Source organism: Pseudomonas sp. LRF_L74 (assembly GCF_965644255.1).
Lineage (GTDB): Bacteria > Pseudomonadota > Gammaproteobacteria > Pseudomonadales > Pseudomonadaceae > Aquipseudomonas.
Window position 1 is genome coordinate 301,497 of record NZ_CBFFRH010000002.1, and the last position, 12,896, is coordinate 314,392.

13 protein-coding genes are annotated in these 12,896 nt (G+C 64.6%); 8 read left to right on the forward strand and 5 right to left on the reverse strand.

Features of this window, described 5'->3' with window-relative positions; genetic code table 11:
- Window positions 1-44: 44 nt before the first annotated feature.
- Window positions 45-2,795: an aconitate hydratase AcnA gene (acnA, locus tag ACSZPK_RS06270; protein WP_437880553.1), complete on the reverse strand. Its 2,751-nt coding sequence runs from the start codon at window positions 2,793-2,795 to the stop codon at window positions 45-47.
- A 185-nt stretch (window positions 2,796-2,980) separates the two neighbouring features.
- Here acnA and rlmM point away from each other — a divergent pair, with 185 nt between their 5' ends.
- From rlmM to pdxB, 3 genes are all read left to right on the forward strand, one after another.
- On the forward strand, window positions 2,981-4,036 hold the full coding sequence (gene rlmM / locus ACSZPK_RS06275; protein WP_437880554.1) for a 23S rRNA (cytidine(2498)-2'-O)-methyltransferase RlmM: 1,056 nt from the start codon (window positions 2,981-2,983) through the stop codon (window positions 4,034-4,036).
- 92 nt (window positions 4,037-4,128) lie between these two features.
- Complete coding sequence (gene tusA / locus ACSZPK_RS06280; protein ID WP_437880555.1) at window positions 4,129-4,368, forward strand: sulfurtransferase TusA; 240 nt, start codon at window positions 4,129-4,131, stop codon at window positions 4,366-4,368.
- 120 nt (window positions 4,369-4,488) lie between these two features.
- Window positions 4,489-5,619: a 4-phosphoerythronate dehydrogenase PdxB gene (gene pdxB, locus ACSZPK_RS06285; protein ID WP_437880556.1), complete on the forward strand. Its 1,131-nt coding sequence runs from the start codon at window positions 4,489-4,491 to the stop codon at window positions 5,617-5,619.
- A 219-nt stretch (window positions 5,620-5,838) separates the two neighbouring features.
- Here the strand turns inward: pdxB and ACSZPK_RS06290 are convergent, their stop codons facing one another.
- Window positions 5,839-6,036 (reverse strand): PA1571 family protein, encoded by a 198-nt coding sequence (locus ACSZPK_RS06290; RefSeq protein ID WP_437880557.1) that lies wholly within the window; start codon window positions 6,034-6,036, stop codon window positions 5,839-5,841.
- 204 nt (window positions 6,037-6,240) lie between these two features.
- Here ACSZPK_RS06290 and ACSZPK_RS06295 point away from each other — a divergent pair, with 204 nt between their 5' ends.
- The 3 genes from ACSZPK_RS06295 to ACSZPK_RS06305 are packed head-to-tail and all read left to right on the forward strand — an operon-like array spanning window position 6,241 to window position 7,657.
- A complete protein-coding gene (locus ACSZPK_RS06295; protein WP_437880558.1) occupies window positions 6,241-6,621 on the forward strand; it encodes a lysozyme inhibitor LprI family protein in 381 nt (126 codons plus the stop codon).
- On the forward strand, window positions 6,621-7,202 hold the full coding sequence (locus ACSZPK_RS06300; protein ID WP_437880559.1) for a DUF1287 domain-containing protein: 582 nt from the start codon (window positions 6,621-6,623) through the stop codon (window positions 7,200-7,202). The genes ACSZPK_RS06295 and ACSZPK_RS06300 overlap by 1 nt, the downstream gene beginning before the upstream one ends.
- Entirely contained in the window at window positions 7,199-7,657 is a 459-nt protein-coding gene (locus tag ACSZPK_RS06305) for a thiol-disulfide oxidoreductase DCC family protein (protein WP_437880560.1), read from the forward strand. Before ACSZPK_RS06300 ends, ACSZPK_RS06305 begins: the two co-directional genes overlap by 4 nt.
- Here the strand turns inward: ACSZPK_RS06305 and ACSZPK_RS06310 are convergent.
- Window positions 7,642-8,535: an AEC family transporter gene (locus ACSZPK_RS06310; protein ID WP_437880561.1), complete on the reverse strand. Its 894-nt coding sequence runs from the start codon at window positions 8,533-8,535 to the stop codon at window positions 7,642-7,644. The two genes, ACSZPK_RS06305 and ACSZPK_RS06310, sit on opposite strands and share 16 nt — an antisense overlap.
- Window positions 8,536-8,707: 172 nt before the next feature.
- Here ACSZPK_RS06310 and ACSZPK_RS06315 point away from each other — a divergent pair, with 172 nt between their 5' ends.
- Window positions 8,708-10,474: an ABC transporter transmembrane domain-containing protein gene (locus ACSZPK_RS06315; protein WP_437880562.1), complete on the forward strand. Its 1,767-nt coding sequence runs from the start codon at window positions 8,708-8,710 to the stop codon at window positions 10,472-10,474.
- 11 nt (window positions 10,475-10,485) lie between these two features.
- Entirely contained in the window at window positions 10,486-11,589 is a 1,104-nt protein-coding gene (locus ACSZPK_RS06320) for a saccharopine dehydrogenase NADP-binding domain-containing protein (protein ID WP_437880563.1), read from the forward strand.
- A 46-nt stretch (window positions 11,590-11,635) separates the two neighbouring features.
- On the opposite strand, the gene rhtA is transcribed toward ACSZPK_RS06320, so the two are convergent.
- Together rhtA and ACSZPK_RS06330 are read right to left on the reverse strand one after the other, a co-directional pair.
- A complete protein-coding gene (rhtA, locus tag ACSZPK_RS06325; protein ID WP_437880564.1) occupies window positions 11,636-12,487 on the reverse strand; it encodes a threonine/homoserine exporter RhtA in 852 nt (283 codons plus the stop codon).
- 64 nt (window positions 12,488-12,551) lie between these two features.
- Window positions 12,552-12,833: a pyrimidine/purine nucleoside phosphorylase gene (locus tag ACSZPK_RS06330; RefSeq protein ID WP_437880565.1), complete on the reverse strand. Its 282-nt coding sequence runs from the start codon at window positions 12,831-12,833 to the stop codon at window positions 12,552-12,554.
- Window positions 12,834-12,896 lie beyond the last annotated feature (63 nt).

Genomic DNA, 12,896 nt, shown 5'->3' on the forward strand with positions numbered 1-12,896 from the left:
CGGCCGCAGCCAGGAGCATCAGCCCTTGGCTGCGGCCGACACGCCTATCGATCCGCGCTTTTGCCGAGCAGATCCCGCAACACGTAATGCAGGATGCCGCCGGCCTTGAAGTATTCCACCTCGTTCAACGTATCGATGCGGCATAGCACGTCGATGTGTTGAATCTCGCCATCGTCCCGGCGAATGGCCAGTCGCAGCGGCATCTTCGGCTTCAGCTCGCCATCCAGGCCGCTGATGCCAATGGTTTCGTTGCCGGTCAGTTTGAGGCTCTTGCGATCATCGCCCTGGGTGAATTGCAGGGGCAGCACGCCCATGCCCACCAGGTTCGAACGGTGAATGCGTTCGAAGCTCTCGGCGATCACCGCTTTCACGCCCAGCAGGTTGGTGCCCTTGGCCGCCCAGTCGCGGGACGAGCCGGTGCCGTATTCCTTGCCGGCGAAGATCACCAGGGGCGTGCCTTGCTCCTGATAGCGCATGGCCGCGTCGTAGATCGCCAGTTTGTCGCCACTCGGGATGTGGCGGGTAATGCCGCCTTCCTCGCCATCGAGCATTTCGTTGCGGATGCGGATATTGGCGAAAGTGCCGCGCATCATCACTTCATGATTGCCACGGCGCGAGCCGTAGGAATTGAAGTCGGCGTAGTCCACGCCGTGTTCGCTGAGGTAACGCCCGGCCGGGCTGTCCTTCTTGATGTTGCCGGCGGGCGAGATATGGTCGGTGGTCACCGAGTCGCCGAGCAGGGCCAGGATGCGTGCGCCGTCGATGTTTTCGATGCGTGGCGGCGCCCCGGCGATGTTTTCGAAGAACGGCGGGTGCTGGATGTAGGTGGAATCGTCCTGCCAGACATAAGTGGCCGCCTGCGGTACCTGGATGGCCTGCCATTGTTCGTCGCCATCGAACACCGCTGCGTATTCCTTGCGGAACATCGCCGTGTCGACCTTGGCGACCGCCTCGGCGATTTCCCGCTGGCTGGGCCAGATGTCCTTGAGGTAGACCGGCTGGCCGTCCTTGCCCGTGCCAATGGCGTCCTGGCTCAGGTCGATGCGCACGCTGCCGGCCAGGGCGTAGGCCACTACCAGCGGCGGCGAAGCCAGCCAGTTGGCTTTCACCAGCGGATGCACGCGGCCCTCGAAGTTACGGTTGCCGGATAGCACGGCGGCAACCGTCAGGTCGGCCTGCTGGATGGCTTTCTCGATGGGGTCGAGCAATGGGCCGGAATTACCGATGCAGGTGGTGCAGCCATAGCCGACCAGATCGAAGCCGAGCGTGTCGAGGTAGGGCGTCAGGCCGGCCGCTGCGAAGTATTCGGTGACCACCTTGGAACCGGGCGCCAGCGAACTCTTCACCCAGGGCTTGCGCAGCAGGCCTTTTTCCACGGCCTTTTTCGCCAGCAGACCGGCGGCCATCATCACGCTGGGGTTGGAGGTGTTGGTGCAGGAGGTGATGGCGGCGATGACCACGGCACCGTCTTTCAGGCGCTGGGTCTGGCCGTCGTATTCATAGTCGATCTCGCCGTGTGATTCGGCGGTGCCCACTGCGGTGCCGCCACCGCCTTCGCTGAGCAGGCGGCCTTCCTCCTTGCCCTCGGGCTTGAGCTGCAGGCCGAGCAGGTCGTCGAAGGCCTGGCCGACCTTGGCCAGCGGTACCCGGTCCTGGGGGCGCTTGGGCCCCGCGAGGCTGGCATCGACGCTGCCCATGTCCAGCTCCAGGCTGTCGGTGAATACGGGGGCCTGGCCTTTCTCGCGCCACAGGCCCTGGGCCTTGCAGTAGGCCTCGACCAGGGCGACGGTTTCATCAGGGCGGCCGGACAGGCGCAGATAATCGAGGGTGACCTCATCGACCGGGAAGAAACCGCAGGTGGCGCCGTATTCCGGCGCCATGTTGGCGATGGTGGCGCGGTCCGCCAGGGGCAGCTCGGCCAGGCCGTCGCCGTAGAATTCGACGAACTTGCCGACCACGCCTTTCTTGCGCAGCATCTGGGTCACCGTCAGCACCAGGTCGGTGGCGGTGATGCCCTCCTTGAGCTTGCCGGTCAATTTGAAGCCGATCACCTCGGGAATCAGCATCGACACCGGCTGGCCGAGCATGGCCGCTTCCGCCTCGATACCGCCCACGCCCCAGCCGAGCACGCCGAGGCCGTTGATCATGGTGGTGTGCGAGTCGGTGCCGACCAGGGTATCGGGGAAGGCGAAGGTCTTGCCGTCCTCTTCCTTGGTCCATACGGTGCGGCCCAGGTATTCCAGGTTGACCTGGTGGCAGATGCCGGTGCCCGGCGGCACCACGCGGAAGTTGTCGAAGGCGCTCTGGCCCCAGCGCAGGAAGGCGTAGCGCTCGCCGTTGCGCTCCATCTCGATATCGACGTTTGCGCCGAAGGCCGCCGGGGAGCCGTAGCGGTCGACCATCACCGAGTGGTCGATCACCAGGTCCACCGGCGACAACGGGTTGATCTTCTGCGGATCGCCACCGGCCTTGGCCATCGCGGCGCGCATGGCGGCGAGGTCGACCACGGCCGGCACGCCGGTGAAATCCTGCATCAGCACGCGGGCCGGGCGGTACTGGATCTCGTGGTCGGAGGCGCGCTTGTCCAGCCAGGCGACCATGGCGCCGATGTCCTGCCGGTTGACGGTCACGTCATCCTCCCAGCGCAGCAGGTTTTCCAGCAGCACCTTCAATGACAAGGGCAAACGACTGATATCGCCCAACTGTTCGGCGGCATGGGGCAGGCTGTAGTAGTGATGGATGGTGTCGCCGATCTGCAGTTCGCGGCGGCAATTCAGGCTGTCGAGGGACGGCATCGCTCATCTCCTTATGGCCCGCACGGCGCGGGCCGGTGGTCGCGGCAGCGTCTTGCGGCTGCCTTGCTGCCCGTATCCGGGTCGGCTCAGGGCGCACCAATGGGGCGCCTATATCTAACTGGACCGGAAGCAGAGCGCTGCGGTTCCAGTTTTCGCTATCATGCGCGCCCTCAGGAGACATCTCGATGAACACGCTGCTATTGCATTGTCGCCCCGGTTTCGAGGGCGAGGTCTGCGCCGAAATATCCGAACAGGCCGCTCTTATCGGCGTCGCGGGCTATGCCAAGGGTAAGCCGGCCAGTGCCTATGCCGAGTTCGTCTGCACTGAGCCGGGCGGCGGCGAGCGGCTGATGCGCGAGCTGCGTTTCGAACGGTTGATCTTTCCCAGGCAGTGGGCTCGTGGAGAATTCGTCGCCTTGCCGGAAAGCGACCGTATCGGTGTGCTGTTGCAGCATCTGGCCGAGTTGCCGGTATTCGGCAGCCTATGGCTGGAAGTCTTCGATACCAATGATGGCAAGGAACTGTCGAACTTCTGCAAGAAATTCGAGGGACCACTGCGCAAGGCACTTACCAAGGCCGGGCGACTGGTCGAGGATGCCGGCAAGCCGCGCCTGTTGCTGACCTTTCGCAGCGGCCGCGAAGTGTTCGTCGGCATGGCCGAGACGGGCAACCAGGCGCTCTGGCCCATGGGCATTCCGCGCCTGAAGTTCCCCCGCGAGGCGCCAAGCCGTTCCACGCTCAAGTTGGAGGAAGCCTGGCATCAGTTCATCCCCCGCGAGCAGTGGGAAACGCGCCTGTCCGGGGACATGACCGGGGTCGACCTCGGCGCCTCGCCGGGCGGCTGGACCTATCAGCTGGTACGTCGTGGCATGCTGGTCACCGCTGTCGACAACGGCCCGATGGCGGAAAGCCTGATGGACACCGGCCTGGTTACCCACTTGATGGTCGATGGTTTCGTCTGGAAGCCCAGGCAGCCGGTGGACTGGATGGTCTGCGACATCGTCGAGAAGCCGGCGCGCAACGCCGCGTTGCTGGATGACTGGATCGGAGGAGGTCATTGCCGCGAGGCGGTGGTCAACCTCAAGTTGCCGATGAAGCAGCGCTATGCCGAGGTCAAGCGCCTGTTGCAGCGCCTGGAAGACGGCTTCGCCGAGCGGCGGATCAAGGTGTCCATCGCCTGCAAGCAGCTGTACCACGACCGCGAGGAAGTGACCTGCCATCTGCGCAGGCTCGACCGCTGAGGCTGCGCGTCAATCGCTTCTTTTACTTGGCGCTTGGGCTTGCAGCTTACGACAGCTTTTCTACAATGCCCGCCCGCAACCGGAGTAGCCCGATGACCCTGCAAGCCGATGCCATTCTCGACGCCTCCGGCCTCAACTGCCCCGAGCCGGTGATGATGCTGCACAACAAGGTGCGCGATCTGCCGGGCGGCGCATTGCTGCAGGTAGTCGCCACCGATCCGTCGACGCGCCGCGACATTCCCAAGTTCTGCGTCTTCCTCGGCCACGAGCTGGTGGAGCAGGGCGAAGAGGGCGGCACTTATCTGTACTGGATTCGCAAGAAGGCGGATTAGCCTCAGGCAAGAGCCCCCGCGCTTACGGCTGCAGTTGCCGTATGGGCCACTGCAAAAAGTGAGGGCTCGTTGCGGCCTCCAGCCTTAGAATGACAGCCCTTATCCTTGCAGGTCCGAGCGATGCTCATCGTTGCCGACGAAAACATCCCACTGGTAGACGCTTTCTTTTCGCGCTTCGGCGAGATTCGGCGCTGTCCCGGGCGTGCCATCGAGCGCCAGGCGCTGGCCGATGCCGAGGTACTGCTGGTGCGCTCGGTGACCCAGGTCGACCGCGCCTTGCTGGAAGGCAGCAAGGTGCGTTTCGTCGGCACCTGCACCATCGGCACCGACCACCTCGACCTGGATTACTTCCGCGAGGCCGGTATCGCCTGGTCCAGCGCGCCGGGGTGCAACGCGCGAGGCGTGGTCGACTACGTACTGGGCTGCCTGCTGACCATGGCCGAAAGCAGCGGCGCGGAACTGGGCCGACGCACCTATGGGGTGGTGGGGGCCGGTCAGGTCGGTGGGCGCCTGGTCGAGGTCTTGCGAGGCCTGGGTTGGCACGTCAAGGTCTGCGATCCGCCACGTCAGGCGCTGGAGGGTGGTGATTTCGTGGCGCTGGAGGAAATCCTGCGCGATTGCGATGCCATCAGTCTGCACACGCCGCTGAACGCCGAGACCCGTCATTTGCTGTCCAGGTCGGCGCTAGAGTCACTCAAGCCAGGCACCTGGCTGATCAATGCCAGCCGTGGCGCGGTGATCGACAATGGTGCCCTGCGTGAGCACCTGGCGGTGGGGGCGGACCTGCGCGTGGCATTGGATGTCTGGGAGGGCGAGCCGCAAGTCGATACGGGATTGGCGGCTTATTGCCAGATCGCCACGCCGCACATTGCCGGCTACAGCCTGGAAGGCAAGCTGCGCGGCACGGCACAGATCCACCAGGCGTTTTGCCAGGCTTTGGGCGAAGCGCAGACGGTCAGCCTGGACGAACTGCTTCCGGCCACCTGGCTGCGGCGCGTCACGCTGGATGCCTCGACTCCGGCGAGCTGGGCGCTGAACACCCTGTGCCGTGCGGTCTATGACCCACGTGGCGACGATGCCGCCTTCCGCCGCTCATTGCAGGGTGACGCGCTGCAGCGACGCGCTGCATTCGACGCGCTACGCAAGCATTACCCGGCGCGACGCGAAATCGATGGGCTGAGCGTTGCGCTGGACGGTGAATCGGCCGAGTTGCGCCGAGTCGTGCAGGCGCTGGGCGCGCGTTTGCTCTAGGGCCTGTTGAGGTTTCGGCTTGAATGGCTGCTACGAGGCAGGAGCGGTCGTTCGTGCTAACGCGATGCCTGTAGTCGTCATTCCCGCGAAGGCGGGAACCCAGAAAACACAAAGCATTTGGATTCCCGCCTTCGCGGGAATGACGATTAAGTGTGGACCGGGTGTTCGTGGAACGTCCGCTCCTGCCTCAAAACCTCCAGGCCGAAACGTCAACGGACCCTAGGCCCGCTGAGGTCTGGCACCTGGGCCTTTGCGCGCGTCGCGCCACTGCCGGTCCAGGTCCTGGCAGGCTTGCTGGATCATGTTTTCAGTGATCGCTGTTTCGCGACCCTGCGCGTCCACTACGGCGCCACCGATGAGGTGCCGTGGTTGCGTGGGGGCGGGGTGTTGCACGGGGGCGTTGTGCTGCAAGCTCATGGCTCGTCTCCTCGTTCATCGGGTCCATGCGCAACAGACCCTAGCAGCGGCTGATGACTGGCGCATGACAAGGGTGGACTGTTCCGGGCGGCAGGCGTTCAGCCAACCTGGCGAATGGCAGGACGTGCGGCGCATCATGACGTCGAGCGAGCGAAGCGGCTAAGCTCTGCCAGCGCCAACCACTTTCGTCATTCAGGAGCTCGAATGTCTCTCTCCAGCAAAACCACCCTGGCCCTGGGCCTGCTTTGTGCCAGCGCATCGGTCTTCGCCGACAATTGCGACAACCCCAACCTCAAGGGCTTCGACGCCGTGTACTGCTTCTCCAAGGTCTACATCCAGGAAGACAGCCGCCTGAACAAGGGCTATGGCGACCTGCGCGCGCAGCTCGATGACGAGCAGAAAACCACGCTCAAGAAAGGCCAGGTGGCCTGGATCAAGAAGCGCAACGAGGCCTGCCTGGTTGGGCCGAGCACGGTCAACCTGGACTGCGCGCTGAACATGACCCGCGAGCGTTCGGCCTTTCTCGAAGCCCGCGTGAGCGAGTGCAAGTCGGTCGGTTGCGCCACTTCCAAGCTGGGTGACTGATGCGCCCGCTGCTGATCGCCGTGCTGCTGTGCCTGGTGCTCGATGGCTGGGCCGCTCCTGTCGATCCGCAGCGCCTGGTCGTTGCTGCCCGCAGCCAGGTCGGCGTGACCCTGGGCTATGACCCGGTCTATCGCCGTCTCGACTATCCCGGCGGTGACGTGCCGCTGGCGACCGGGGTCTGTACCGACGTGGTGATCCGCGCCTTGCGTGCCCAGGGGCTGGACCTGCAACAGGCGGTGCATGAGGATATGCGCCGCCATTTCAGCGAGTATCCGCGTGACTGGGGATTGCGCGGCACGGATCGCAACATCGATCACCGCCGCGTGCCCAACCTGATGACCTGGTTCAAGCGCCAGGGCATGGGCCTGCCGGTCAGCGAACGGGTGCAGGATTACCGCGCTGGCGACATCGTCACCTGGCGCCTGGACAGCGGTCTCCCGCATATCGGTATCGTCTCCGACCGCAGGGCCCCGGATGGTCGGCCGTTGATCCTGCACAACATCGGTCGTGGCACCCAGGAGGACGACATCCTCATGCGCTTCGCGATCACAGGGCACTATCGCCTCAAGGGCCGGCCATGAGCGGAGAAGCCCTGCCACCTTTCGTCCAGGCGGGCGATCGTGTCGTGCTGTTCGATGGCGTCTGCAAATTGTGCAATGGCTGGGCGAACTTCCTCATTCGCCACGACCGCCAGCGGCGCTTCCTGTTGTGTTCGGTGCAGTCGCCGGAAGGCCAGGCGATCCTGGGCTGGCTGGGCCTGCCCACCGATCATTTCGAGACCATGGCCTATCTGGAAGGCGCTCGCCTGTTCGTCCGCTCGGACGCAGTGCTGCGTATCGTCGGCCAACTCCCTTGGCCATGGCGGGCGCTGGCCGCCTTGCGCGTGCTTCCCAGGCCGCTGCGCGACTGGGGCTATGACCGCATCGCGCTGAATCGCTATCGCCTGTTCGGTCGATACGCGGTGTGCATGTTGCCCGACGCCGACCACGGGCGGCGTTTCCTCGATGCTCGCTCTGGCGATCAGCCTGGCCCGTAACCCTGGGCAAAAAGAATGCCCAGCACCACAGGCAGCACTGCGGCGCTGCCCAGGTTGCCGATCAGCACCAGCGAGGCGACCTTGTGCGGCTCCTGCCGGTAATGCTCGGCCAGGATGTAGTTGAGCACCGCCGGTGGCAGGGCCGCGAATACCCATAGCGAAGCGAGCTGGATCGCCGGTAGGTCGAACAGATTGACCAATGGCCAGGCCATCAGCAGGCCGCTGGCGGGGCAGGCGATGGCGCCGAGCAGGCCCAGGCGCCAACTGCTGAAGTCGACGTCGAGCATGCGCACGCCGAGGGCGAACAGCATCAGCGGTACGCTGATGCTGCCGAGCAGGTGGCTGGAGTCGAGCAACCAGCCGGGCAAGTGGATGCCCGAAAGGTTCAGGCCCAGGCCGGCGAGGGTCGCCAGCACCACGGGCAGGCGCAGCAGGCGCCGCAGCGAACCGTGCGGATCGAGCATGTACAGGCCGACCGAGAAGTGCAGGACCATTTCCGTGATGAACACCACGATTGCCGCAGGCAGCGCCTGCTCGCCGAAGGCCAGGACCAGCAATGGAATGCCCATGTTGCCGGTGTTGTTGAACATCATCGGTGGCAGGAAGGTGCGCAGGTCGAGCTTGAACAACCGGCCAATAGGCCACAGCAGCAGGCCGGAGCCGAGGACCACCAGCGCGGCGGCCAGGGCCAGTTGCGAATAGTCCTGCAAAGGCGCCTTGCCGTCGGCGAGAACGGCGAACACCAGCAGCGGCGCGAACAGTTCCATGTTCAGGCTATTGAGCACGCGGATGTCGGGATTGCGCAGGCGACCGTACAAGGCACCACAGCCGGCGATCAGAAACACCGGCAGCAGCGTGGCGAGAATCTGGGCGAACATCGAGGGCTCCGCAGGCAAGGCTTCCGGTCCTGGTGGCGGAAGGCCGGCGGTATTTTTGGTTAGCCAGCTAACAGATTCAACCGTCGATGAGCAAATAATTGCCGGATTTGCTTGATGTACGCCGTGTACACCCCCATTTGCTGGCTATCGTCCTGTCCGCTGCGAGCCGTGCATGTCTTCCATCCTGTCTTCCCGCCAAGGCCGTGCCTTGCGCATGGCCTGGCGTTTCGTCGCGCCTTATCGCTGGCGCGTGATCGGGGCACTGCTGGCCTTGATGTTTACTGCCACCATTACCTTGTCGATGGGCCAGGGCATCCGTCTGTTGGTGGACCGTGGCCTGGCGACCCAATCCCAGGAGGCCCTTGAGCATTCGCTCCTGCTGTTCTTCTTTCTCGTGCTGTGCCTGGCAATCGGAACGTTCACGCGCTTCTACCTGGTGTCGTGGATCGGTGAGCGCTTCGTCGCCGATATCCGCAAGCGCGTGTTCGATCATCTGGTCGAGCTGCATCCGGGATTCTACGAAAGCAATCGCGCCTCGGAAATCCAGTCGCGCCTGACGGCCGACACCACCTTGTTGCAGACGGTGATCGGTTCGTCGCTGTCGATGGCGCTGCGCAACCTGATCATGGCGGTCGGCGGTATCGCGCTGCTGTTTTTCACCAATCCCAAGCTCAGCGCCATCGTCATGCTCGCGCTGCCGTTGGTGGTGGCGCCGATTCTGCTGTTCGGTCGTCGCGTGCGCAACCTGTCGCGGCAGAGCCAGGATCGGGTGGCGGATGTCGGCAGCTACGTCGGCGAAACCCTTGGCCAGATCAAGACGGTACAGGCCTATAACCATCAGGATCAGGACAAGAGCCGCTTCGGCAAGACCGTCGATGCGGCCTTCGACACGGCACGCAAGCGCATTCGCCAGCGTGCGTGGCTGGTCACGTTGGTCATCGTCCTGGTATTGGGCGCGGTGGGCGTGATGCTCTGGGTTGGCGGCATGGACGTGATCGCTGGACGCATTACCGGCGGTGACCTCGCGGCATTCGTGTTCTACAGCCTGATCGTCGGCATGGCCTTCGGTGCGATCAGCGAAGTGATCGGCGAACTGCAGAGTGCGGCCGGCGCGGCGGAGCGCATCGCCGAACTGTTGCAGACCCGCAATGCGATCACTGCGCCGAGCGATGGGCTGCTGCGTCTGCCGGAACAGATCGAAGGGCATCTGAGCCTTGTGGGCGTGCGCTTCGCCTATCCATCGCGACCCGAGCATTTCGCGGTCGATGGTATCGATCTGCAAGTAAGGCCTGGCGAAACCCTGGCCCTGGTGGGGCCTTCCGGCGCCGGCAAATCCACCCTGTTCGAATTGCTGCTGCGCTTCTTCGATCCCCAGCAGGGCCAGATCCTGCTCGACGGTATCGCCATCGACAAACTCGACCCGCGCGATCTGCGCCGCTGCTTCGCGTTGGTGTCGCAGAACCCGGCGCTGTTCTTCGGCAGCGTGGAGGACAACCTGCGCTACGGCAAGGCCGATGCCAGCCAGGCCGACGTGGTGGCGGCCGCGCGGGCGGCCCATGCCCATGAGTTCATCGAGCGCCTGCCCCAGGGCTACCAGACCCACCTGGGCGAGGCGGGCGTGGGGCTTTCCGGCGGTCAACGCCAGCGCCTGGCGATTGCCCGGGCGTTGCTCGCCGATGCCCCGATCCTGCTGCTCGACGAGGCCACCAGTGCGCTGGATGCGGAAAGCGAGCACCTGATCCAGCAGGCCCTGCCGCAGTTGATGGCCGGAAGGACCACGCTGGTCATTGCCCATCGCCTGGCCACGGTGAAGAGTGCCGACCGTATCGCCGTGATCGATCAGGGGCGGTTGGTGGCCATCGGTTCCCATGCGCAGTTGCTGACGAGCAACCCGTTGTATGCCCGTCTGGCGGCCTTGCAGTTCAGTCATGAGCAATGAGGAGCAGGGGCATGGTCGGCAAGCCGTTCGTGGTGGTGATTCTGGGGGGCTACGGTAATTTCGGCAGTGTCATCGCCCGGCGTCTGGTGACAATGGCGGGCGTGCGTACATTGATCGCCGGGCGGAATGCCGGCAAGGCCGAGGCACTTGCGCGTGAGCTGGGGGGCGAAGGGGTAAGGCTGGACATGAACCAGCCCGCCCTGGCCCAGCGCTTGCGCGAGCTGGCGGCCGATCTGGTCATTTCCACCGCCGGGCCGTTTCAGAACCAGGACTATCGGGTGGCCAAGGCTGCGATCGACGCGGGGGCGCATTATGTCGACCTGGCCGATGCGCGTGCCTTCGTCTGTGGCATCGGCGAGCTGGACGAAGCGGCACGCGCGGCGGGTGTGCTGGTCTGTGCCGGTGCCAGTTCGGTGCCGGCCCTGAGCTCGGCGGTGGTGGATCGGCTACTGCCGCGTTTCGCGCGCCTCGACAGCATCTGGCACGGCATCAGCTCTTCGGAAAAGACGCCAGGGTTGTCGACCCTGGCGGCGGTGCTCGACTATTGCGGCAAACCTTTCCGCCAATGGCGCGACGGCGCCTGGCGCGAGGCCTACGGCTGGCAGGAGCTGGCGATCCATGATTTCGCCAGGCCGCTCGGCCGGCGCCGGATGGTCAATTGCGACGTACCGGATGTCGAGCTGTTCCCGGCGCGTTATCCGGGCGTGCGCAGCGTACGTTTCTCCGCCGGTGTCGGCCTGCGCATCACCCAGTACGGCACCTGGTTGTTGTCCTGGCTGGTGCGCTGCGGATTGCTGCGCAGTGCCGTGCCGCTGGCGGCCTTTCTGCGCCGCGGCGCGGTGATGCTGGAGCCTTTGGGCGATGGCTTGAGTGGGATGTTCGTGGAGTTGAATGGCATCGACGCACAAGGCAAACCGCTGCGATTGACCTGGGAACTGTTGGCACTGGGTAACGACGGGCCGAACATTCCCTGCATGGCCGCCGTGGCCCTGACCCGGAAGCTGGCGGCTGGCGCTCAGGCCGAACGGGGCGCCATGCCCTGTATCGGCCTGCTCGACCTCGACGAATACCTGGCCGAACTGCAAGGCATGCGGATTTCCGCGAGCGTGCGCTAGGTACGCGATAGGGCGGCGGCAGCGCAACCGGAGCCGTTGCCTTGCCTCAGCCCTTCGGCTTGATGGTCAGTGCTGTGCCAGTCGAGGCGGTGATGATCGCGGCGACGGCCAGCCATTGGATAGCGCTCAAGCGTTCGCCGAGAAACAGCAGGCCGGACAGCGCGGCAATGGCCGGCTCGATGCTCATCAGCACACTGAAGACCCTGGCCGGCAAGCGGGTCAGGGCGACCATCTCCAGGCTGTAGGGCAGGGCCGAGGACATGATCGCGACAATCAGCGCGATTGGCAGGATATCCAGGCTGAACAGACCCGCACCGTTCTGCCAGAGCCCAACCGGAAATACCAGCAGCGCCGCGATCGCCGTGCCGAGTGCCACGGCCTGTGGCCCGTGGCTGGCACCCGCCTGTTGCCCGAAGATAATGTAGAAGGCCCAGCTCACTCCCGCACCGAGGGCCAGGGCGATACCGATGGGATCGAGGTGGGCATCGTTCTGGCCAACGGGAAGGAGCAGCCACAGGCCGAAGGCGGCAAGCAGGATCCAGGCGAAATCGATCAGCCGGCGCGAACCCAGCAGCGCCAGTACCAGGGGGCCGGTGAACTCCAGCGCCACGGCGATCCCCAGCGGGATTCGTTGCAGCGACATGTAGAACATCAGGTTCATGCAGCCCAGTGCCACGCCGTACGCCACCAATGGGCGCCAGGACTGGCGGGTGATGGGCGTACGCCATGGGCGCATGGTCACGGCCAGGATCAGCGCACCCAGGCCCAGGCGCAAAGCGGTGGTGCCCTCGGCGCCGATCAGCGGGAACAGGCTCTTGGCCAGAGAGGCGCCGCTCTGGATGGAGGTCATGGCGACGAGCAACAGACCGATGGGCAGCAGCAGGGCGGAGCGGGGCATGGAGATTCTCTGGGCAGTAAAGAAAAAACCGGCCATTCGGCCGGTTTCGTCGAGGCCGTCAGGCTCAGTGGTATTCGCAGAGGTAAGCGGTATCGACCGCGACCTTCAGTTGGAACTTGCTGTTGGCCGGCACGGTGAACTGGCTGCCGGCGGCATAGGTTTCCCAGTTTTCGCTACCTGGCAGCTTGACGGTCAGTGCGCCGGATACCACGTGCATGATTTCCAGCTGGCTGGTGCCGAACTCGTATTCACCCGGTGCCATCACGCCGATGGTGGCCGGGCCTTGGCCAGTGGTGAAACCGATGGATTTGACGGTGCCGTCGAAGTATTCGTTGACCTTGAACATACGGGCTTCCTCAAGGAGCTGGAAAAAGGTGGGCCAGTATGCCCAAGGCGGGCGGGCGCGTCA